The sequence below is a fragment of the Vreelandella venusta genome (genome assembly GCF_007989605.1).
GTDB lineage: Bacteria > Pseudomonadota > Gammaproteobacteria > Pseudomonadales > Halomonadaceae > Vreelandella > Vreelandella venusta.
Genome location: NZ_BJUL01000007.1, coordinates 1 through 22783 on the forward strand (window position 1 = coordinate 1; position 22783 = coordinate 22783).

Annotated in this window: 22 protein-coding genes and 1 tRNA gene; 8 read left to right on the forward strand and 15 right to left on the reverse strand. The window is 51.0% G+C overall.

All coding sequences use genetic code 11. From position 1 onward, the window contains the following. Positions 1–45: 45 nt before the first annotated feature. Positions 46–122 (reverse strand) — tRNA-Val (locus HVE01_RS09240). Positions 123–303: 181 nt separating this feature from the next. On the opposite strand from HVE01_RS09240, the gene HVE01_RS09245 reads away from it, so the two are divergent. Then, positions 304–1374 carry an endonuclease/exonuclease/phosphatase family protein gene (locus tag HVE01_RS09245; protein ID WP_146943727.1) on the forward strand — a complete coding sequence of 357 codons (1071 nt, stop codon included), beginning with the start codon at positions 304–306 and terminating at the stop codon, positions 1372–1374. A gap of 30 nt (positions 1375–1404) precedes the next feature. Here the strand turns inward: HVE01_RS09245 and HVE01_RS09250 are convergent, their stop codons facing one another. Then, a complete protein-coding gene (locus HVE01_RS09250; protein ID WP_146943729.1) occupies positions 1405–2781 on the reverse strand; it encodes a class II fumarate hydratase in 1377 nt (458 codons plus the stop codon). 349 nt (positions 2782–3130) lie between these two features. Here HVE01_RS09250 and HVE01_RS09255 point away from each other — a divergent pair, with 349 nt between their 5' ends. Beyond that, positions 3131–3505 carry a phasin family protein gene (locus HVE01_RS09255; RefSeq protein WP_146943731.1) on the forward strand — a complete coding sequence of 125 codons (375 nt, stop codon included), beginning with the start codon at positions 3131–3133 and terminating at the stop codon, positions 3503–3505. Between the two features lie 75 nt (positions 3506–3580). Here HVE01_RS09255 and hda read toward each other — a convergent pair whose 3' ends face one another. Together hda and HVE01_RS09265 are read right to left on the reverse strand one after the other, a co-directional pair. After that, complete coding sequence (gene hda, locus HVE01_RS09260) at positions 3581–4285, reverse strand: DnaA regulatory inactivator Hda (protein WP_125747466.1); 705 nt, start codon at positions 4283–4285, stop codon at positions 3581–3583. Beyond that, positions 4282–5394 carry an AI-2E family transporter gene (locus HVE01_RS09265; protein ID WP_146943733.1) on the reverse strand — a complete coding sequence of 371 codons (1113 nt, stop codon included), beginning with the start codon at positions 5392–5394 and terminating at the stop codon, positions 4282–4284. The genes hda and HVE01_RS09265 overlap by 4 nt, the downstream gene beginning before the upstream one ends. A gap of 200 nt (positions 5395–5594) precedes the next feature. Between HVE01_RS09265 and purM the strand changes: the two genes are divergently transcribed. Beyond that, complete coding sequence (gene purM, locus HVE01_RS09270; protein ID WP_125747462.1) at positions 5595–6662, forward strand: phosphoribosylformylglycinamidine cyclo-ligase; 1068 nt, start codon at positions 5595–5597, stop codon at positions 6660–6662. Beyond that, positions 6659–7417 carry a phosphoribosylglycinamide formyltransferase gene (gene purN, locus HVE01_RS09275; RefSeq protein WP_146943735.1) on the forward strand — a complete coding sequence of 253 codons (759 nt, stop codon included), beginning with the start codon at positions 6659–6661 and terminating at the stop codon, positions 7415–7417. Before purM ends, purN begins: the two co-directional genes overlap by 4 nt. Positions 7418–7502: 85 nt before the next feature. On the opposite strand, the gene dcd is transcribed toward purN, so the two are convergent. The 4 genes from dcd to cobA all read right to left on the reverse strand — a co-directional run bounded on the left by dcd (position 7503) and on the right by cobA (position 11136). After that, positions 7503–8069 carry a dCTP deaminase gene (gene dcd, locus HVE01_RS09280; RefSeq protein WP_038483741.1) on the reverse strand — a complete coding sequence of 189 codons (567 nt, stop codon included), beginning with the start codon at positions 8067–8069 and terminating at the stop codon, positions 7503–7505. An 11-nt stretch (positions 8070–8080) separates the two neighbouring features. Then, complete coding sequence (gene apbC / locus HVE01_RS09285; RefSeq protein ID WP_146943737.1) at positions 8081–8881, reverse strand: iron-sulfur cluster carrier protein ApbC; 801 nt, start codon at positions 8879–8881, stop codon at positions 8081–8083. Positions 8882–9035: 154 nt separating this feature from the next. Continuing rightward, the gene (locus HVE01_RS09290) at positions 9036–10160 is read right to left on the reverse strand and encodes a coiled-coil domain-containing protein (protein ID WP_125747456.1); all 1125 of its coding nucleotides are present in this window, start codon (positions 10158–10160) and stop codon (positions 9036–9038) included. Between the two features lie 139 nt (positions 10161–10299). After that, on the reverse strand, positions 10300–11136 hold the full coding sequence (gene cobA, locus HVE01_RS09295; protein ID WP_240645190.1) for a uroporphyrinogen-III C-methyltransferase: 837 nt from the start codon (positions 11134–11136) through the stop codon (positions 10300–10302). Between the two features lie 265 nt (positions 11137–11401). Between cobA and HVE01_RS09300 the strand changes: the two genes are divergently transcribed. From HVE01_RS09300 to HVE01_RS09315, 4 genes are all read left to right on the forward strand, one after another. Beyond that, complete coding sequence (locus HVE01_RS09300) at positions 11402–12301, forward strand: GGDEF domain-containing protein (RefSeq protein ID WP_146943739.1); 900 nt, start codon at positions 11402–11404, stop codon at positions 12299–12301. A 28-nt stretch (positions 12302–12329) separates the two neighbouring features. Beyond that, positions 12330–12668, forward strand: coding sequence for a 4a-hydroxytetrahydrobiopterin dehydratase (locus HVE01_RS09305; protein WP_146943741.1), 339 nt, complete (start codon positions 12330–12332; stop codon positions 12666–12668). Next, on the forward strand, positions 12669–13859 hold the full coding sequence (locus HVE01_RS09310; protein WP_125747447.1) for an amino acid aminotransferase: 1191 nt from the start codon (positions 12669–12671) through the stop codon (positions 13857–13859). Between the two features lie 249 nt (positions 13860–14108). Further along, the gene (locus tag HVE01_RS09315) at positions 14109–15593 is read left to right on the forward strand and encodes an NCS2 family permease (protein ID WP_125747445.1); all 1485 of its coding nucleotides are present in this window, start codon (positions 14109–14111) and stop codon (positions 15591–15593) included. Between the two features lie 6 nt (positions 15594–15599). Here HVE01_RS09315 and HVE01_RS09320 read toward each other — a convergent pair whose 3' ends face one another. The 7 genes from HVE01_RS09320 to HVE01_RS09350 all read right to left on the reverse strand — a co-directional run bounded on the left by HVE01_RS09320 (position 15600) and on the right by HVE01_RS09350 (position 22743). Then, positions 15600–16934: an MATE family efflux transporter gene (locus tag HVE01_RS09320; RefSeq protein ID WP_146943986.1), complete on the reverse strand. Its 1335-nt coding sequence runs from the start codon at positions 16932–16934 to the stop codon at positions 15600–15602. A gap of 165 nt (positions 16935–17099) precedes the next feature. After that, positions 17100–17684 (reverse strand): YceI family protein, encoded by a 585-nt coding sequence (locus HVE01_RS09325; protein ID WP_125747443.1) that lies wholly within the window; start codon positions 17682–17684, stop codon positions 17100–17102. Positions 17685–17756: 72 nt separating this feature from the next. Next, positions 17757–18311 (reverse strand): cytochrome b, encoded by a 555-nt coding sequence (locus HVE01_RS09330; RefSeq protein WP_125747441.1) that lies wholly within the window; start codon positions 18309–18311, stop codon positions 17757–17759. A gap of 232 nt (positions 18312–18543) precedes the next feature. Further along, on the reverse strand, positions 18544–19743 hold the full coding sequence (locus tag HVE01_RS09335; protein WP_125747439.1) for an O-succinylhomoserine sulfhydrylase: 1200 nt from the start codon (positions 19741–19743) through the stop codon (positions 18544–18546). A 58-nt stretch (positions 19744–19801) separates the two neighbouring features. Beyond that, the gene (gene purF, locus HVE01_RS09340) at positions 19802–21325 is read right to left on the reverse strand and encodes an amidophosphoribosyltransferase (protein ID WP_089038171.1); all 1524 of its coding nucleotides are present in this window, start codon (positions 21323–21325) and stop codon (positions 19802–19804) included. 167 nt (positions 21326–21492) lie between these two features. Beyond that, complete coding sequence (locus HVE01_RS09345) at positions 21493–22092, reverse strand: CvpA family protein (RefSeq protein WP_125747437.1); 600 nt, start codon at positions 22090–22092, stop codon at positions 21493–21495. A gap of 3 nt (positions 22093–22095) precedes the next feature. After that, positions 22096–22743: an SPOR domain-containing protein gene (locus HVE01_RS09350; RefSeq protein WP_125747435.1), complete on the reverse strand. Its 648-nt coding sequence runs from the start codon at positions 22741–22743 to the stop codon at positions 22096–22098. Positions 22744–22783 lie beyond the last annotated feature (40 nt).

Sequence of the window (22783 nt, forward strand, 5' to 3'; positions counted from 1 at the left end):
TGAGCTATGGTCCTATAAGTAACTAGCTGCACATAACACGAAATATGGTAGGACCAGGCGGATTTGAACCGCCGACCTCCACGATGTCAACGTGGCGCTCTAACCAACTGAGCTATGGTCCTGCTGTGCAACGGATGCGTATTCTACGTCTTCATAGCTGAATTGCAAGTAGTTTTTAGCACTGCTCAATCAAGCAAATGAACGACTCCCCTCAATTTTAATGTCTTATCGACACTTATCTGTGGTTACCGCTAAGCTAAACATAGATTAACCACTATTCACGGTTAAACCAGGAGGCAAATCTTGCTTGGGCCTTTGCTAGGATGCATCGCTATCTCATTGTTACTCGCCACACTGATTGCCCGCGTACCTATGCGCTGGTGGTGGGTGCGCAGTTTTGAATTTCCGCGACTGCAAATCGCCGTATTAGCGGCAGTATGTGGTTTAACAAGCCTTTGGATATTAGCCCCAGGGCCGTGGCGGGTTACCGCAACACTGGTCTCACTCGTCACGCTAGCGCTTCAGCTGCGCTATATCCTGCCATGGACAAAGCTCTGGCCTGTGCAGGTAAAAGCCGCCCATAATGCCCCTAAAGACCAGATGGTTACACTGTTAATCGCCAATGTACTGACACCCAACCGCCAGTCAAAAGAGTTACTGGAGATCATTAACCACCACCAGCCAGATATAATTCTCACGCTGGAATCCGACCAATGGTGGCAAGAGCAACTTGACTCGGCATTAGATGAGCAGTGGCCGCATAGCGTTAAGATTCCCCTAGACAACCTTTATGGTATGCACCTCTATTCTCGCCTAGACCTGAAAGATACTGAGATTAAGTGGCTTATTCAGGATGACATACCTTCGATTCACACCCAGGTAGAGCTTAAAAGCGGCCAGCACATTCGCTTATTTGCCGTTCACCCAAGACCACCAGCCCCCAGTGAAAGCGAAAAATCGCTATGGCGTGACGCGGAACTGTTGTGGATTGGCAAAGAAATACATCGACACCCAAAGGCCACTATTGTTGCCGGCGACCTGAATGATGTTGCCTGGTCACGTACAACACGCCGTTTTTGTCGCATAGGAGGCATGCTGGACCCACGACGTGGTCGCGGCTTGTACAGCACCTTTCACGCTAATTACCCCCTATTGCGCTGGCCTCTCGACCACGCGTTTGTAAGCGAGCACTTCACCCTCGTCAACATGCAGCGACTTGGGGCGTTCGGATCTGACCACTTCCCTATATTGACCACTTTTTGCTATCGGCCTTCGCGTCAAGATGAACACGAAACGCCCGATGCCAGTGCAGAAGAGCGTCAAGAGGCAAACGACACCATTCAAAAGGGCAAAACGGAAAAACAAGAAACCTAACCGCCCACCCTCTTAACATCTCAACAGAGGCTACTCAGGTATACCTCCTTGCGTTAATACCGCAGGGTCTAGCAAACGTTCGAGCGTTGAGCGATCTAGATCAGTTTCTTCTTCTGCTACGTCGATGATTGGTCGCCCAGCTTGATAGGCTTTTTTAGCCACCGCGGCGGCGGCGTTATAGCCAATCACGCTATTAAGGGCCGTGACTAAAATAGGATTCCGTGCGAGCGGCCCCTGTAAATTATCGTCACGCACTTTGAATGTGGCGATAGCACGCTCACCCAGCAAGGTAGCGGTGTTACTCATCAAGGTAATCGATGTAAGAAGATTCGAAGCGACTAGCGGCAGCATCACGTTGAGCTGGAAGTTACCACTCTGACCCGCCACCGTTACCGCGGCATCTAGGCCGATAACTTGCGCTGCCGCTTGGGCGGCCGACTCGGGAATCACAGGATTTACCTTACCCGGCATAATGGAGCTACCAGGCTGTAGTGCCTCAAGCTCAATTTCGCCCAGCCCCGCCAACGGCCCTGAATTCATCCAACGCAAATCGTTAGCGATCTTCATAACCACACAGGCTAACCCTTTCAACTGCCCTGATAACTCCACGGCAGCATCCTGGGATGCCAAACTGGCAAAAAAGCTGTCATTAGGTACAAAAGGTAGGCCGGTCTGCTGGCTTAAGTCACTAGCCATTAGCTCGGCAAACCCCTCAGGCGCATTGATACCGGTGCCCACCGCCGTGCCGCCTTGCGCCAATCGACACAGCCTTGTCATGACGCTATCAAAACGCTCGATGGCCTGCCCCACTTGGCTCGACCACGCGCCTAGTTCTTGATCCATACGCAGCGGCATGGCATCCATCAGATGAGTACGACCTGTTTTAACAACATGGGCCAGCTCGCTCGCCCTACGATCAATCGTGGCCTGCAGCTTCACCAGTGCGGGACGCAGTGTTTCATTAACGGCTATCGCTGCCGACAGGTGGATGGCCGTTGGGATAACGTCGTTACTCGACTGCCCCATATTAACGTGATCATTTGGCGTTATCTCCACCCCTTCACGACTGGCAAGCGTCGCGAGCACTTCATTGACATTCATATTGGTCGATGTACCAGAGCCTGTCTGGAAGACATCAATCGGAAAATGCCCATCATGCTTGCCACTCATCACAGCCTGAGCCGCCTTCTCAATCGCCTCTGCGCGGGGTTTATCTAACAACCCCAACTGACAGTTACTTCGCGCAGCAGCGAGCTTTATCCGCGCGACAGCGTGAATAAATGCCGTGGGCATGGGTGTATGCGAGACAGGGAAGTTGTTGATAGCCCGTTGGGTTTGAGCGCCATAAAGCGCATTTGCAGGCACATCAAGTTCACCCATGCTATCCCGTTCAATACGTGTATCCATCCTGGCACTCCTTTTAAAAATGACTTAGCCAACGTCGCTCACATCACTAACGTCACGTTTCCCAAAGATTATTTTAGTGATAACGGTTATCTATACGTTTAAGCCTAGCCCTACCGGCGCGTTAGGTAAATCCATGCGCATCATCGACTCACACAGCGACACTCACACGATCTTTAAATTCACTCCACCGCAATGTTGCACTGCACAAAAACCCCTGTTATGCTGCAACGCAAGATAGCTAGATATCAGCTGCGGTGGATGCTTAACCAAACCGTTGCTGATCAACCAATACTAACGGCACCGTCAATCAATGGGCCGATTAGTGGGCAATGGAACAGGAGTGTTTACCATGCAAACATTTAACACCAACGAAATGACTCAGCAGTTCGACAACATGTTCATGGCGCCTGTGCGTGCGTACATGACGCTAAGCATCGATTACTCTGAAAAAATGCTTAACGCACAGTTTGATGCCAACAAATCTTACCTAGATACCGGCATCGCCCAAATGCGTCAGCTGATGAGCGTAAAAGATGCCAACGGCCTGCGCAGCTACATGGAAGGCCAGCAGAAAGTGGCTAAAGAACTCGCTGAGCGTGTAAAAGGCGATGCAGATAAAGTCGTTGCTCTTCAGCAAGACTTCTTGCAGAAAGGCCAAAAACTGACAGAAGATAATGTTAAGCAAGCGCAAACTGCTGCTAGCAAAATGAGCAAAACTGCTTAATCTGTTAGTTATTGACTTGCTGCCATTAAAACGCCCCTGCCAGTGATCTGGCAGGGGCGTTTTAGCAATTGCGCTTTACCAATTAAGAGCAGACTTGACGAAAGGAATAGTCAGTTTCCGCTTAGCGGATAGCGATGCTTGATCAAGCGTCTCAAGTGCACGACACAAATCCCCCAGCTCTCGCGGCCCCCGGTGCAAAATGTAGCGCCCTACATCATCAGGTAGCTGCATTCCACGTACGTTGGCGCGAAGCTTTAACGCTGCTAGGCGTTCGTTATCATCCAACGGATGCAGATGAAACGTGACTCCCCAGGTAAGTCGAGATGCTAAGTCAGGCAATGCAACATCTAACTGGCGCGGAGACGTATTGGCGGCAATCACTAAGGCTTTTCCCGCATCACGCAGCCGATTAAAAGCGTGAAACAGAGCTTCTTCCCAGCGTTTACGCCCGATCACATATTCAAGATCATCAATGGCGACAAGATCCAAGCGTTCAATATCCTCCAGCATCAGCGGAGGGAAATGACCCAGGTCTGCCAATGGCAGATAGAGTGCCCGCTTATCTGCATCGGAGGCCGCGTGACACGCCGCCTGTAAAAGATGGCTACGACCACTGCCCGGTGCGCCCCATAAATACAAAAACGGCTCAGCGTCAGACTCAAGCTGCCGACTCAGATACTCCATTAATGAAGCGTTTGCTTGTGAGGCATAGTAATTATTAAATGTCGCGTCGTCTCGCAACCCTACCCCAAGCGGTAGCTGTGCCGGCAAACGGCTCATGGTGACTCCCTTTCGTCGTGACGACCTAGTCCATCGTTGTCATGTTGCTGTTCTATCGGACGTTGCTCGGCATCATAGAGAGCACTGCCTTTATAACGATCTTTAATTTCCCTTAAAAGCACCATAATAATCGCTGCTACAGGCAATGCTAAGAGTACGCCCGTCAGACCGAAAAGATCCCCACCCGCCAGTACCGCAAAGATAACTGCGACAGGATGCAGGCCTATTTTATCGCCTAACAGCTTAGGCTGAAGTATGACACTTTCTGCTGCCTGACCGATACCGAATACCGCGATCACACCCAGCACAGCCCACCATGTATCAAATTGGAACAGCGCCACGATAAGCGCCACCACTAACCCCACAATAAAACCCAGGAACGGCACAATACTGACGAGCCCGGACACAACACCAATCAGCAGGCCGAAATTCAGCCCCATCAACGTTAGGCCCGCTGCATAAATGATACCCAAACACAGCATGACCAGTAACTGCCCACGCAGAAACGCTGATAGAACTTCATCGCAGCGCTGAGCCAACCGGTCAACATCGCTTTTCCATTGACGAGGAACCAAATCGGCAAGACTAGAAATCAGCCTGCTCCAATCAAGTAGTAAATAGAACGTTACGACAGGAATAAGCGCAACGTAGGTCACCCAGGAAATGAAAGCCACTCCAGAACGGCCTATTTGGCTTAGTGCTTGAGCTGCATAACTACCCGCATCACGCCAGTTTTTGATCAATGTTTCTCGAACGTTCGTTAGCTCGGCGCCCAAGTCGTACCCCGTCCACTCCTGAACTTGTGGCGCTAAAATATTCTCAATCCAGTTGAAAACACTCGGCAGCGCTTCTCCCAGCTGTTTTGTCTGCTGAACAACTAGCGGGATCAAAATAAGCAGGCTTAAAGAAAGTATCAACAACAGGACAAAAAAGACGCTACTAACTGCCCAGGGCCGCTTCATGCCTAACCGTTGGAAATAATTAGCAAGCGGGTCAGCTAGGTAGGCCAAAATTAAACCCGCAATAAATGGCATCAATACCGCATCTAGTAAGTAGATGCAGCCCACCAACACCACCAAAAACACAACGCCCCACCATGAATGTCGCATGCTCTTTATATCCCTCCTGGAAAGCTGGTTAGCGCCCTTAGCATACTGAATAGTAACAAAAGTAGCGTATTGAACATCGGTTAACGCCGCACATCGATGCGACTTACGTCTCTGGGTGTTACAATCCGTTCCGTTATTGCCCCAGCACTGGCCAATTCGCCAGCACTACCCGTACTGCTATAGGCTTCACAGGATCTGTCATGACCGATACCTCCACTTCTCAGGCCACTCCTTCACTCAGCTATAAAGACGCAGGTGTCGATATTGATGCCGGCAACGCGCTAGTTGATCGCATCAAACACGTTGCCAAACGCACAACACGCCCTGAAGTTCTGGGTGGCCTTGGCGGGTTTGGCGCACTGTGTGAGCTTCCCGCTGGTTATAAGCAGCCAGTCCTGGTCTCCGGCACGGATGGTGTCGGCACTAAGCTGCGTCTTGCCATGGACCTTGGTAAGCATGACACCATTGGCATAGATCTTGTCGCAATGTGTGTCAACGATTTGATCGTTGCAGGTGCTGAACCGCTGCTCTTCCTTGACTACTATGCCACGGGCAAGCTGGATGTGGATATCGCTGCAGATGTCGTGACCGGCATTGGCGCTGGCTGTGAATTGGCTGGTTGCGCACTAGTCGGCGGCGAAACTGCCGAAATGCCCGGCATGTACGAAGGCAATGACTACGACTTGGCAGGCTTCTGCGTTGGCGTTGTTGAGAAGGCCGATATTTTAGACGGCAGCAAGGTAGCCGAAGGCGATGTATTGCTGGGGCTAGCCTCTTCTGGCCCGCACTCTAATGGCTACTCGCTGATTCGCAAAATTCTGGAAGTTAGCAACACCTCACTCAGTGATACTGTGGATGGGCAGCCGCTTGGCGACGCGCTGATGGCGCCAACGCGTATTTATGTGAAATCGTTGCTGTCGATGATGCGTGGCACAGATATTCCCGTTCACGCGCTTTCTCATATTACGGGTGGTGGTTTACTGGAAAACATTCCCCGTGTTCTACCCGACACCCTCGCAGCCCACGTTGATCTTGCTACCTGGCAGCGCCCAGAAGTATTTAACTGGTTACAAGCCCAAGGCAATGTCAGTGAAACTGAAATGCACCGCGTACTGAACTGCGGCATCGGCATGGTGGTTGTCGTTCCCCAAGCCCAAGCTGACGACGCTATGGCACATCTGCAAGCTCAAGGCGAGACCGTCTATCGAATTGGACAGATTATTCAGCGCCAGGAGGAAGCCGTCGTTTTGGAGAACCTTCGCGCATGAGCAGTACCGACTTCGACAGTGGCGCGTTCAACGACACTATCAACGATATGGCGCCAGAACCAACAGCGGCGCGACGTGTCGTGGTGCTAATTTCTGGCAGTGGCAGTAATTTACAGGCGCTGATTGACGCGCAAAGCCATGATCGACTTGGCGGCGAGATCGTCGCTGTTATTTCCCATGAGCCGGATGCGTTTGGCTTGAAGCGCGCCTTAGAAGCAGGTATTGAAGCCGTTGCGCTACCTCATCGCGAATATGATAGCCGCGATGCTTACGACGGAGCGCTCATCAAAGTCATCGAACGTCATGAGCCTGACTTGATTGTTTTAGCAGGCTTTATGCGCATTTTGACGCCGCGCTTTGTACAGCGTTTTTTAGGCAAAATGCTCAATATCCACCCTTCACTACTGCCCGCCTATCAAGGGTTAAATACCCATGCCAGGGCGTTAGCAGACGGTGCCAAACAGCATGGCTGTAGCGTGCATTTTGTCACTGAAGAGCTAGATGGTGGGCCTGTTGTGCTGCAAGCAGAACTGAACGTGACAAATGAAGATACCGTTGAGACGCTTAAGGAGAAGGTGCACGCTCGTGAACACCTTATCTTCCCAATTGCCGTTCAGTGGTTTCTGCAAGGCCGCCTACAATATAGCGCTGAAAACGCCACCATGGATGGGCATCCTCTGCCTCCCCATGGTATGCGGCTCTCCCACACAGATGCTGCAGAAGAGCTAGACGAAGAGTTTGACGAAAACACCTAGACGTCACTGCTCTGACCATAAAAAACGCCTTACCGCTATTAGCGCGTAAGGCGTTTTTTGTTCAGCCTATCAATAAAGTGCGCAATTAAGTGCGCGGCAGCGTAACGCCTCGTTGCCCCATATATTTACCACCGCGATCTTTATAAGATGTTTCACACATCTCATCCGACTCAAGGAACAGCATCTGAGCTACCCCTTCATGGGCATAAATCTTGGCCGGCAGGTTGGTAGTATTTGAAAACTCAAGCGTCACATGCCCTTCCCACTCTGGCTCAAGCGGCGTTACGTTGACAATAATGCCACAGCGCGCGTAAGTGGATTTGCCAAGGCAAATCGTCAGCACACTGCGCGGAATACGAAAATATTCAACCGTGCGTGCTAATGCGAAGGAATTCGGCGGAATAATACACACATCGCCCTTAACATCGACAAAGCTTTTGTCATCAAACGCCTTGGGATCAACAATAGCCGAATGTATGTTGGTAAACACTTTAAATTCATCGGCACAGCGAACGTCGTAGCCGTAGCTCGACGTGCCATAAGAAATGACACGCTGATCATTCACATAGCGCACTTGCTCAGCTTCAAATGGTTCAATCATGGCATCGCTTTGCGCCATGCGACGAATCCACTTATCAGATTTAATACTCATTTGTTACGTCATCACTCGCTAAAAGAAATAGTCGGACCGCTGCTATGGCTAGCATTTACTGATTGCGCTACTTGATGGGCAATGTCTGCAAACGTGCGGCTCACTGAGCTGTCGGGTTCGGAAATTACGCTGGGGCGACCAGAGTCAGCTAACTCACGGATAGATAGCGTTAACGGCAACCGCCCAAGAACGGTCGTATCGTACTCTTCTGCAATGCGATCACCACCACCAGTACCAAAAATTGCTGCTTCGTGGCCGCAATTTTCACAATGATAAAGGCTCATGTTCTCTACTACGCCTAGCACTGGCACATTGACCTTACGGAACATCTCAATGCCTTTGCGAGCATCAAGAAGCGCAATATCCTGAGGTGTGGTGACAATCACAGCGCCAGAAACAGGCACTTTTTGCGCCAACGTCAGCTGAATATCGCCGGTACCAGGCGGCATATCAATCAGCAGGAAATCCAAATTATCCCATTGGGTTTGTGTCAACATTTGCTGAAACGCACCGACCACCATAGGACCACGCCAGACCATCGCCTCACGAGTGTTGACCATAAAGGCCATCGACATCGCTTGAAGACCGTGCGCTTCTAGCGGCAGAAACTTATTGTCCTCCGTCGCCTGAGGCCGTACGCCCTCTTTAACACCCAACATTTGCGCTTGGCTAGGACCGTAAATATCAGCATCCAGTACGCCAACACGATACCCTTGGCCGGAAAGCGCTAGTGCCAAATTAACAGTAACGGTCGATTTTCCGACCCCACCTTTTCCCGATGCCACCGCTACTATATGTTTTACACCGTCCATCAATGGCACTCCTGTCTGTTGCGACTAATCGATCCGTGGTTTGAATGATACTCCTAGGCGGCCTATTTCTAAACCAGCATGCAAAAAGCGGATGCAGGGGGTGCCTACATCCGCTTTCTTACGCTAGCAATCAGCGCATACTCATACGTGTCGATCAATTACTGCTCTGCTGCCCCTGATCTTCGGCACTCGCTTCTTCGGTTTGCTCAGAATCATTTGAGTCAGCGCTGTCACTCTCGTCATCTGTCAAAGAAGGTACTTCATCATTCGCCGCATCGTTGACATGTAAACGCCCCTCCAACGAAGAAAGCTCGTCACGCCAATCGCTAAGCTGGGTTTCCAGGCGCGCCAGCTGCTCTTCACGGGCTTCAATATCACTTTCAACGTTAGCTACTTCTTCACGACCAATATCCAGCGCGACCATAAGATCATCCATCTCGCTACGCACTTGGTCGAGGCTCTGTTGCTCTTCTTCACGCAGCTGGGTTAACGCGTCAACCTCGCTTTGTAACTCATCCCGCTCACTTGTAAGCGAGTCACGCTCGCTTTGTAAATTATCCAATTCACTTTGAACGGCTGCAACGTCTTCCTCAGTACCGGATAGTTGTTGGCTAGCTTCACTAATCTTAGTTTCTAATCCCGACAACTCCTCTTGAGCGGCATTAAGCTCGTCAACCGCCGCCTGACGCTCTTGTTCAGCTTGCTGGCGTGCTGACTCTGCTTCTTGGCGAGCCTCTTCGGCACTTTGACGCGCTTCTTCTACTTCCTGGCGAGCAGACTCAGCTTGGTCACGTGCGCTTTCCACTTGATCGCGCTCTTCTTTTAGCGATTGCAGATCGGCTTCAGCGCTCTCGACCTGCTCGTTCAACGCATCAACCTCTTGCTGAAGTGCATCACGCTCAGCGACCAGTTCTTCAAGACGCGATTGCACCGCATTTGTATCACGCTGAGCGGACTCTAAATCGCTTTGTGCCTGAGCCTGCTGCTCTTCCAGCGATGCCATCTCCTCGCGCATTGCACTTAAATCGGTCTCAGCTTGCTCAACTTCCGCAATCCGCTGGCTAAGCTGATTATTCTCTTGCTCGACGCTAGCTAACTGACCTTCTAACGTTTCGACACGCTCTTGGCGTGTGCCTGAATTAGACTGCGCCATAATTGCCCAAATAACAGCAATGGCGGCAATACCAGCAATACCTTTGACGCGGTTATCCTTAAAAAGCGTTTTCATGTCCGGCTTACTCGCTGACGCTTGATTATCCGAGTGGTTTGCTTCTGGCATATTGCGTCCCTCTCTTCATTTATAGGCTACCGATATCAGCAGCGTTAATAGACATTTAGCACCTGACACTCTTTTACTAGCATACACATCTAGCAACATCTAGCCAGCGATCAACGTATGTGACTAACGGCCTATACAGTTACCCGCTTGTTGGCTTAGCCACATGCTTACTCTCCTTAAAGCCTATCGCATCCGCAGCGGCAAGCTCAAACCAAGAAAGCGAGCTATGTAGTGACACAACACTGCCAATAATCAATAACGTAGGCGATGTAACCTCACCTTGGTAAAATGCCTCTGGCAGCTGTTGTAAACAACCAATATGGGTACATTGATGCTGTGTTGTGCCCTGCTCAATTAGCGCCAAAGGCGTGCTGGGCGTGAGTCCATGGTCCATTAATGCTTGGCAGATAGCCTCTAAGTTACTCAGCCCCATATAAAACACCAGGGTCTGGCCAGACTGGGCTAACGCTTGCCAGTCAAGCACGCCTTGTCCAGGTTGCAAATGTCCCGTAACAAAACGCACCGATTGCGCATGCTCTCGATGCGTCAACGGTATACCTGCATAGGCTGCACAGCCGGATGCCGCTGTAATCCCCGGAATAACTTCTACCGCCACGTTTTCAGCCACTAGCGCTTCAAGCTCTTCCCCGCCTCGGCCAAAAATGAAAGGATCTCCTCCCTTGAGACGCACAACTTGCTTACCTTGCTTGGCCCAAGCCACCAATGTTTGATTAATTTCATTTTGCGGGACGCTGTGCAACGCCTTCGCCTTGCCAACGTAAAACCGCTCAGCCTGAGGCCCAATCAAGGCTAGCACTTCCTCACTGACGAGGCGGTCGTAAAGCACCACTTCTGCTACCTGAAGCCGCTTATAAGCCTTCAACGTCAATAGCTCTGGGTCACCTGGGCCAGCACCTACCAAACTTACCCAACCATCGCCACCTTTTTGAGCGCTAGCCGAGTGGCCTGTTTTTATAGTGGCTGCCTTTACATCGCTCAAAGAAACACCCCGAGAATAAAAAATGATCTCGCCTATTAAAAAGCAATCAACCATCCCGTGTCGCGCCCAAATTACTAAGGGCGATGCGTAATACCCCCTTAAATTCCCTCAAGGAATATGCATAGAGCAATTAATTTCAAAAAAAGCGAGTATTGTCAGTCATAGCTTACATATTAGTAACGTTTTTAGGGCTAACCTTTACGATTAACTTTTATTTGGCATATGCTTTGGAGCTTCACGCATGCTCGTGAATGATACAGCCCCAGTACCGCACAGTACTGATAGCCTGATATCCCAGATACCTGGGGTTATTTTTCAATTCTACCGATCACATTGCGGCCGTATGTACTTTCCCTATCTGGAAGGCGGGGGCGAGGCACTGGCGCACATCGACCGACAACAATTAGCGCATGACGCTGGTCAACTTATTGAACACTTAACCGGTCACGATCATCCCAAAATAATGTCATCCATTGAACGATCTGCACGCTGGATGCTACCGCTTACGACTCGCTTTCGCCTGCCGTTTCCTAAAGGAAAGCCACACTGGATTGCGGTAAGTGCTAATCCCTCCCCAGCAGCCAATGGTATTCGCTGGAGCGGCATCATGATGGATATTACTGATCAAGTCGCTGAAGAGCAGCGACTAAGAAAACTCTGCGACACGGATCCTTTAACGGGATTGCCCAACCGTCGCAAACTTATGGTGAACCTAACGAATCTAGTGTCACTAAGCAGCAGGCACGGGACACCTCTTTCTATCATGATGGTAGACATAGATCATTTTAAACAGCTCAATGATCGCTGGGGGCACTTACAGGGCGATAGCGTACTTGAACAACTTGCCTTACAAACTCAGCAACTCCTGCGCTGCGAAGATATGGTGGCAAGACTTGGCGGTGAAGAGTTTATGGTCGTGTTGCCGCTTACACCGCTGCAACAATGCCATAAGCTCGCTGACCGTCTCCGACATGCCATCGCAAGCTACGATTTTGGAATCGGAGAAGGCCAAGTAACCGTGAGCATTGGCGTAGCGGAATATCGCTGTGGTGAGACTTTAGCCAACTTAATAGCGCGCGCTGACCAAGCGTTATACAGCGCAAAAGAGGTTGGTCGCGACTGTGTATGCCTTCTACCCTGATAAAGGTAATTTTAAAAGGAGGCAACCCATGACAACGCTTGCTCAAACCACCTGCGAACCTTGCAGTGGCAATGCCATACCGCTCACTTATAGTGCATGCCAACCCCATCTAGCAGCGCTTTCAGAGTGGCAGATTGTTGAGCACGATGGCATCATGAAGCTGACGAGACAATTTACGTTTCGCAACTTTGCCGATGCCCTGGCATTTACCCAGCGCGTTGGCGATATAGCAGAGCAGGCTGGGCATCACCCTGTCATTGTTACTGAGTGGGGTAAAACCACCGTGACATGGTGGTCCCATGCAATCAAGGGCCTGCATCTTAATGATTTCATTCTTGCCGCCAGAACCGACGAGGTAGCCGAATAAATGTTTGAGCAAATTGAGCGAGTCCCAGGAGATGCCATTCTCGGGCTGATCGAAGCTTTCAAAAAAGACACCAATCCCCAGAAAGTCGATTTAGGGGTTGGCGTATATCGCGATGCACAAGGCAATACGCCAGTCATGCGCGCTGTCAAGGAAGCAGAAGCTCGCCTGCTCAAGAATGAAACCACCAAGACCTATATTGGTTCTCACGGTGCCCCTGCTTACGGTGATGCTGTGCTGCCTATGGTACTCGGTGCAGATTCTTCCGTATTAAAAGCCAACCGCGCGAGCGCCACCCAGTCTCCTGGTGGAACAGGCGCACTCCGCTTAGCTGCTGACTTTATTGCTCATCAGCTGCCTGGAAAAGGAATCTGGGTCAGCGATCCTACTTGGCCAAACCATCACGGCATTTTCACCGCCGCGGGTATCGAGCTTCATAAATACCCCTACGTTGATGCTGACAACCGCCTTGATTTCGCGGGTATGTTAGCAGCACTGAAAAAAATCCCCGAAGGCGACGTTGTGGTACTTCACGCCTGCTGCCACAACCCGACCGGCTTTGATCTGTCTAAAGATCAGTGGCATGAAGTAATGGCGGTACTGAGCGAGCGCAAACTACTGCCATTGGTTGACTTTGCTTACCAAGGCTTTGGGGAAGGACTGGACGAAGATGCCTATGGTGTTCGTCTGCTAGCTGAAAACCTTGATGAAGTTATCATCACCAGCTCCTGCTCAAAGAACTTTGGCATTTACTGCGAGCGTACTGGCTGCTTGATCCTGGTTGCAAAAGACGCCGAGCAGATGGAAAACGTGCGCTCTCAAGCAGCGATTGTTGCCCGTGAGAACTACTCTAACCCTCCCGCCCACGGCGGCGCGATCGTCAGCGAAATTCTCCACGACGCTGAGCTGTCTGCAATGTGGCGTGAAGAGCTGACCGAAATGCGTGATCGCATCAATACGCTGCGTCGCGACTTCGTTGAAGCCCTTAAGCCCTACGGCCTTGCTGAAAAATATGCATGCGTTGCAGAACAGCGCGGCATGTTCTCTTATACCGGTTTAACTCCGGAACAAGTAGACCGCCTACGTGACGAGTTCGGTATTTACATGGTGCGTTCTGGCCGTGCCAACGTGGCAGGATTCTCACACGAGAATTTACCTTACCTCGCTAAGGCCATCGCTGCCGTTAACGAATAACGCCCGTTAGTTGATCGCCTTCGCATCAACGACAAAACGCCCAGGCAAATTGCCTGGGCGTTTTTGTCGATGAATTGAAGATAACTATCTGAACAGGCAAACGATTGTTATGTACAATTGCGTGCTTGCCGCCAGAGCCTGGGGCGCCCGTGCGGCGTCCGCTACAACGCAATGCTTGACCGATCAGTCAAATTTTCGGCACACTCAGCATAGCCTTGTATACAACACACCATAACTAAGAGGCCTAACATGGCGGCTGTCGGCACTCACTATCCGTGGTACAAAAAAGAAGACACCGACGCGTTCTTCGCGCTGTTTCAAAACAATATTGCCAACTTTGTCATTATCGCAATTACCATGCTGGGCATGGGGTTTCCCACATCCATTGTGTATGGTCAGGTGTTGCCTGGTGCCGCAGTGGCAGTCATGGCAGGCAATTTTTATTACGCATGGAGTGCCGCTAGGCTCGCACGAAAAGAAAACCGCAGCGACGTCACCGCGCTCTCCTACGGTATCTCCACACCGGTCATGTTTGTGTTTCTATTCGGCGTATTGCTCCCCGCCAAGCAGCTAACCGGTGACGCGGAATTAGCCTGGAAAGTTGCCGTGGCCGCCTGCTTTATTAGTGGCGCAATAGAAGCCTTGATTAGCATCATTGGCCGCTGGGTGCAGTATCACCTCCCGCGGGCCGCCATGTTGGGTGCTGTTGCTGGCGTCGCACTCACCTTTATTGCCGGCGAGATGCTATTTAAAACTCTGGAAATGCCTATCATTGGACTGCTAGTGCTCGGCATTATCATTGTTGGTCTTGTGGCCCGCGTCAGCATGCCGTTCAAGCTACCGACATCACTGTTTGCCATTGTGGTCGGTACTGCGATGGCATATTTGATTGGCGATGCGGGCAGCGAACGCTTTAGCGATGCTTTTACCCATTTAGGGTTCTACCCCCTGCTGCCTAATTTGGCATGGTATGAAGGGCTAGGCTTGCTGTTTAGCGGCATGCTGGCCGTACTTACCGTTGTGCTGCCCATCACCCTCTATAACGCTATTGAAACCATGAATAACGTTGAAGCGATGGAAGCGGCTGGCGATAAATACGATGTGCGTGAGTGCCAGGCAGTTGATGGAGCAGGCACGATGATCGGCGCGCTATTTGGCGGCGTATTCCCAACAACTGTTTATATCGCCACGGTGGGCGCGAAGTGGATGGGCGCAGGGCGAGGCTACAGCATTTTAAACGGTGCCGTTTATGCCCTCGCCACTATGTTTGGCCTGATCGCTGCCTTAGCGGCCATTATTCCGGTCTCAGTAGTGGCCCCTATTTTGGTATTTGTCGGCATGTCGATGATAGCCACTGCGTTTCAAGCGAACGATACCCGCTATTATCCGGCCATTGCGCTGGCGATGCTGCCCTACTTTGCCAACTATGTAATGACACGCTTCAACCGCGGCGCCGGTGAGGTCGTCAGCGATATCTCCAGTGCCATTGTTGTCATGGGACAAGGTGCGATGTTTATGGCTATCTTCCTTGGGGCAATGACAGTGTCGGTAATCGACCATCAGTTCCGCCGTGCAGCGGCATTTGCCGCTATTGCGGCTGGCTTCTCATTTGTAGGACTAATGCACGCACCAAAACTGGCCTTTAACGCGGCGCCTGAATTTGTCATGGGTTACTTGGGCATGGCATTACTGTTTATGTACTTCTCATTCCAGGAAGCCCCTAAGAAGCACTAAACGGCATTACTTGCTGAATCCCGCCTGCCGATGCGGGCGGGATAAAATGCGCTTGAGCACTATCCAAGCAACAATACCTGCCAACACGTTACCCAATGCCGCGCCAGCGGCTAAGCCTGCCCATCCAAACAACTGCGCACCCAACCATAAACAAGGTAGATAGCAAATAAACAATCGTGCGCTTGAAAGCAGCATTGCTCTAAGTGGCCAGCCGAGCGCATTACCTGCCGACACCACCAGCATACACACGCCCAGCGCGGCATAACTCGGCAACAAAAAGCGAATGAGCAGCGCAAGCTCACTTTGCACCTCTTGGTTTCCAGCTAACACCATAGCCACCCAAGGCGACGCCAGCGCCAGTAAAAGCCCCAAGCTAAGCTGCCATATTAACGCGACATTCACGGCCAAGCGCATTAGTTGCTGAATCTGCCCCCAGTCGCCCGCGCCATAGCAGCGCCCAAGCCATGGTGGTAGCGACATCGTCATCGCCAATATCACCATCAGCGAAACCGTTTCGAGGCGGCTGGCAAGCCCCCAGGCTGCCACCTGGGTATCGCCCAGGCTAGCAACAGCCGCAATCGCCAACATTGATGCCAGTGGCGGCATCAACTGACTAACCATCGCAGGAGCAGCGATACCGGTAAAAGGCCGCCACGAGCGTCTTGCTTCTTGCCAAAGTGCGGTATTCGTCGTCCACTTTTGATGCTTAAGCTTAATACTGCTAAATAACAGCCCAGCAAAAAATGCAATGGCGGTTGCCCAGGCCGCGCCCGCTAGCCCCCATCCTTGCCAAGAACCAATGCCAAAAATGAATAGCGGGTCCAACCCCAGGTTAATAAGGCTGCTGAGCACCATCATCTTACCTGGCAGCCGTGTATCGCCGTGGGCACGAAACACACTATAGATAAAATAGAGCAGCGCGCCTAACCAAGCTGAAAATAGCTGCGGCCCCCAGTAAGCGTGTATATAAACCAATGCGCTATCATCGGCACCTAGCAGCCTAAATATAGGCACTTGAAGAAACCAAAACGCTACAACGAGCAGGCCAATCACGAGGCCACCGGCAATTAGCACAAGACTGCTTAACCGCTTCGCTCGAACGTCTTCTCCAGCGCCTAAGGCGCGCGAAATGAGCGCCGCAATCGCGATCCCCATTCCCACTTGAATGCCAATAATCAGAAATGACAAAGGAAAGGTAAACGACTGGGCGGCCAAGGGCGCTGTTCCCAAACGGGCAATAAAAGCACTATCTACAAGCTGGAAACCCAATAGCGCCAGTACACCAATGGCCATCGGCCACGTTTGGCGCCATAAGGTTATCGCCAGCTCACGTTGCTGCATAATGACCGCTGCCAAAGAGAAATCCTCAAAACAGAGTAGATAACGGTGAACGCTAACTAGTTAACAATTCTAACAACCTACGAGGTGTAAGTTGTTTCTTGCAACTCCCAACGCAAAAGCGCCATCACCCAGACAAGGGTGATGGCGCTTTATGCTCACACTCGTTTACTGACGAATGCCTTCAAACGTCACGTAAAGTTCCAGCTCATGCATCGCTTCAGGGAAGTCGCTCATATCAATACCGAAATCACTCAGTGTTAACATGGTGCTGCCTTCAAAGCCTGCACGATAATTGCCCCAGGGGTCATCACCTTCACCCATTAAGGTAACAGGCATTTCAATTTCCTGTGTCTCACCATGAAGCGTTAACTCACCGGTTACGACGCCTTCATTTTCACCCGTTGATTCAAAACCGGTTGAGGTGAAAGTTGCCGTAGGAAATTCGCTGGCATCAAGAAAATCGCTGCTCAAGAAGTGACGATCACGCTCTGCATGATTAGTGTTGAGGCTGTCCACCTGCACTTCCATTGCTACAGAAGAGGCTTCTAAATCCTCTGGGTCATAAGAAAACTGACCATCAAACTCTTCGAAAGTACCCAGAATATAGGAGAAGCCGAGGTGGCTTATTTTGAATTGAACAAAGGCGTGCTGACCTTCAGTATCAATTTGATATTCTGCTGCTTGCGCTTGGCTGAACGTCGCTAGCGAAGCGGCGGCAATTGCAGTAGCAAAAGCGGTTTTCTTTAACATCGTGGAAATCTCCTTTATTTTCCTAATAAACACTACGAGCAAACTATCAGCGCAGTGGACAAAAAAATTCCATTATTGCTTGCGGCCATGAGCAGGATTCACCATCCGTACGAGTGTCGAGTGGCGATCCCACCAATGATGCTTCAGAGCGGCGAGCGCGTGTCCTGCAGCCAATACCATAAGTACCACGGCACTGTACCAGTGCACATTGCCTGCCAGACTAGCTTGATCAGGAAGCCCGTGAAGCAGCGCTGGCACTTCAAACCAATCAAACACACTAATTCCACGCCCATTGGCGGTAGAGATTAAATAGCCACTAACAAGCACTAACAATAACAGGACATACAACATTATGTGGCCAACATGGGCAGCTAGACGTTCAAAGCGGCTTCCCTCTGCATGAGGCGTTGGTTGAATTAAGCGCCATATCAAGCGAGCAAAGGTAGCTATTAACAGCAAGATACCAATCGAGCGATGCACCCACGGCGCTTGGTTATACCATGTATCGTAATAGCCAAGATCTGTCATCCACCAGCCTAGAACAAACAATCCCACAATTGTTAATGCACTTAGCCAGTGAAGCGCAATACTAATAACTCCCCATCCACTCTGCGTGTTCCGCCACATCCTTGCTTTCCTCGTTATAAACAGCAACTTCATGCCTGCTGTACGCACGCTTCTATACAAAGCATACCGTCTTAATGATCAAAACACTGCTGAAAAAAGCAGAACACACCATTCGTAAAAACCGTTTGTTAACAGCATGCTTAAAATCGTCGTTAGGCAAATGCTGTCAGCGATGACCGCAATAAAAAACCGGCCACGAATGACCGGCTTATCAAAACGCTAGTTGAATCGCTTAGCTAGCCACCAAAGCATCCAGACCAACAGCAAGATCACGCTGAATATCAGCCTGGCTTTCCAGCCCCACCGCTATACGAATCAACCCAGGCACGATACCTGCGGCCTGCTTCTGCACATCAGAGAGACGACCATGCGTTGTAGTCGCCGGGTGGGTAATGGTGGTTTTAACATCTCCGAGGTTACCTGTTATAGACAGCATGTTGGTAGCATCAATGACTTGCCAAGCTCCCTCCTGGCCACCTTTCACCTCAAAGCCCAATACGGCACCAAACCCTTGCTGTTGTTTTTTGGCAAGCGCATGCTGAGGATGGGCTTCTAAGCCACTATAGTGCACTTTATTAACGGCCGGGTGTTGATCTAGCCAGAGCGCCAAAGTCAGCGCATTCTCGCAATGTGCCTTCATGCGCAGCGATAAGGTTTCAAGCCCTTTGGTGAAAATCCACGCATTAAAGGGACTCAGGCAAGGCCCGCAAGTACGTACCACACCAAATACTTCTTCCAACACGTCGTGTTTACCAACCACCGCGCCACCAATAGCACGTCCCTGGCCATCCAGATACTTCGTTGCAGAATGGATAACTAAGTCAGCGCCAAGCGCAATTGGCTGCTGAAGTGCCGGTGTTAAGAAGCAGTTATCAATCGCCAACAATGCACCACTACGCTTAGCAAGTTCGGCTAATGCTGGAATATCCGCGACTTCAGACAGCGGGTTGGACGGTGTTTCCGCAAACAACAGCTTGGTATTTGGGCCGATGGCCTCTTCCCAGGCAGAAACGTTAGATAGCTCTACATAACGAGTCGTGATACCAAATTTGCCCAGATATTTGTCAAACAAACTCACGGTAGAACCAAACAGCGAGCGCGATGCAACGATTTCATCGCCGGCACTTAGCAGTGCCAACGCCGTCGATAAAATGGCCGACATACCCGAACTTGTTGCCACGCATCGCTCTCCACCTTCAAGCGCCGCCAAACGGCGCTCGAAGGTATGGACCGTCGGATTAGTAAAGCGAGAATAGACGTTGCCCGGCTCCTGCCCCCCAAACTTGCGCGCGGCTTCAGCCGCGCTTTCGTAAACAAAGCTTGAAGTGGGAAAAATGGGCTCGGCATGCTCTTGCTCAAACGTACGGTGATGGCCCGCACGAATGGCAAGGGTCTCTAGCGACCAATCATCCTGGTGACTATTATCATGCATGGCTGAGCACCTTTAAAACGTCAATAAAAGTTGTAATACGAGCTATTAATACGCGGTATTAGTCGTCAAGATCGTCATCATCTTGGTTGTGCATACCCACTAGCGCATGGTCACCCGCACTTTGATCTTTGGCTGCGTCATTACGACTCGCTTCAAGCACAGCCAAGTAGGCATCATCAATGTCACCAGTGACATAGTTACCGTCGAAGACAGAGCAGTCAAACTCATCCATTTCAGGATTAACCTCACGGCAAGCCGCTTTCAAATCTTCCAGGTCTTGATAGAAAATTCGATCCGCACCAATCAGCTGACCAACCTCTTCTTCTGTGCGGCCATGCGCAATCAGTTCTTTTGCCGCAGGCATATCAATGCCATAGACATTAGGGTAGCGAACGGGCGGAGCAGCTGAGGCGAAATACACTTTACGGGCCCCTGCATCGCGCGCCATCTGAATAATCTGCTTACAGGTGGTTCCACGCACGATAGAGTCATCCACCAGCAGCACATTTTTGCCTTTAAATTCGACATCAATGGCATTCAGTTTTTGACGCACCGATTTTTTACGCTGCGTTTGGCCAGGCATAATAAACGTGCGGCCAATATAGCGGTTCTTCATAAACCCTTCGCGATAGGTCACCCCTAAGTGCTGCGCCATCTCAAGGGCAGAAGTGCGCGACGTATCGGGAATTGGGATAACAACGTCAATATCGTGATCAGGCCATTCATTAAGAATGCGGTCGCCAAGCTTGCGCCCCATCTGCATACGAGTGCCATACACGTAGGCACCATCAAGAATAGAGTCGGGGCGCGCAAGATAGACATGCTCAAAAATACAGGAACGCAGCACAGGTCGATCAGCACAGACCTGAGTATGAATCTGCCCCTGCATGTCGACAAAAATCGCTTCACCGGGAGAAAGATCACGCTCCAGCTCAAAGCCGCCGACATCTAAGGCGACAGATTCCGAAGCAATCATGACCTCCTGCCCCTCGTCACTTTGGCGAGTACCAAACACTACAGGACGAATGCCATGATGATCCCGAAATGCCACCATACCAAAACCGTTAATGATCGCGACCGCCGCGTAGCCGCCTTTGCAGCGCCGGTGCACTCTACGAACGGCATCAAAAATGTCCTCGGCTTCCAGGTGCAAACCCTGTTTACCCAACTCATGGGCAAATACGTTTAGCAACACTTCGGAGTCAGAGCTGGTATTGATGTGACGAAGGTCCGTCGAGAAAAGTTCTTGCTTTAACTGATCAGAGTTAGTCAGATTACCGTTGTGAGCCAGCGCAATACCGTAGGGGGAGTTGACATAAAACGGCTGAGACTCAGCTTCGCTAGAGGAACCTGCGGTTGGATAACGCACGTGACCAATGCCAAGGTTACCTTTTAGGCGAGCCATGTGGCGGGTATGGAACACATCTCGAACCAGCCCATTACTCTTGCGCAGTAGGAAGCGTCCCTCGCTCCAAGTCATCATGCCGGCAGCGTCCTGACCCCGATGCTGAAGTACGGTCAGAGCATCATAGATTCCCTGATTTACCGCCTGCTTGGCCAGAAGGCCCACTATACCGCACATTCAAGTTACCTCGCTTTAGTGCCATGGTTCACCGTAGCAAACCCGTACGTTCATCAAACGAATGTAAGCCACTGCCTATTTCTCGGTCGCAAAAGCGGGCATTGGTAGACAGCAGCTAACTGTATTACTAACTAAACATCACGGCGCGCCATCATTAAACAGCGCACTCACTGGCCAGCATTTTCAGATGTTGGCGTAAAAGGCTGTGGAACTCGCTCTTCCTGAGCGTCCTGAGCGCGGAGGTCAGGCAGCGAAATATCGCGAAGCGAGTCAGGCGCCTGTGGCAGCTCCCGTTCCCATTGATCTAACTGGCTTACCGCCCAGTCGCGCAGCTCAATAAACGTCGGCCGAAGCTCAGCCTCTTGCCAAGCCTGTAGCTCAGCTAAGGGCGTTAGAGTAATCAGCACGGTTGCCACCAATAAAATAACAGCGCCACGCGCAAGCCCAAAAGCAGCACCGGCAAAGCGGTTAAGCAACCCCATACCGACCCACTCAACTGCCGCATGAACAAGGCGGATCACAATCCCACAGAGCAAAATGACCGCAAATATCACTAAAATAAATGCCAACACTAAGCGCGCATCGAAGCTGTCGATGAACCCACTCATTAAGTCCGCCACCGGTTCTGCCAGAACGCGCGCTACCAACAATGCGACTACCCAGGCGGCTAGACCAAGAGCTTCCCTGACGAACCCGCGCATAAAGCCGGCCAGCATGGAAAGTGCCAACACCGCCAGGAAAAGCGCGTCTATCCAAGTAAGTGCCATAAGTTAATTTCTCACTCGCACTAACAAGCCCTGTACATTGGCACGCTGCTTAATAATCGCCATCGCAGACTCACCGTCTTCAGACGTGGCATAAGGGCCAACATAAACAGAGGTAAGGTTATTATCGCGCTCACGTAAGTAGGCACTAAACCCCGCCTGAGTAAGCTGATCGCTTAGTCGCCTTGCGTTACCCGCATCACCAAAGCTGCCCACTTGAACCGCCCACTCGCCTTGGGAAGAAGATGTTGGGCCAGCAGCATTCGATGATGTGCTTGAAGAGCTGGTAGACGCGTTATTACGGTTATTCGCAGCCATTAACTCAGCGATTGGATCATCGGCTCCAGCACTCTGAGTATTAGAGCTACTGGCTTGACCGGTTTGTGGCTGCCTTGGATTGGCATCAATTGGCACACTGATCGCGCCATCTACAGATCGACCTTCACTTGAAGATGAGGATGTGCTGATGGACGACGGCATTTCAGGATTCGGAACATCTTGCTGTGTTGCCTCAACAGGTCGCTCAATCACAAACGTAGGCTGAGGGCGCTCTTCCCGGGGAGCAGGATCACTCATCAACCACGGCACGAAAATCGCCAGCAACGCGAGCAAGATGACAATACCACTGATGCGTTCCGTTTTACCGTATTTCATATCCCTCTCCATCAAGCTTAGCGAGCACAACGGTTAGGCC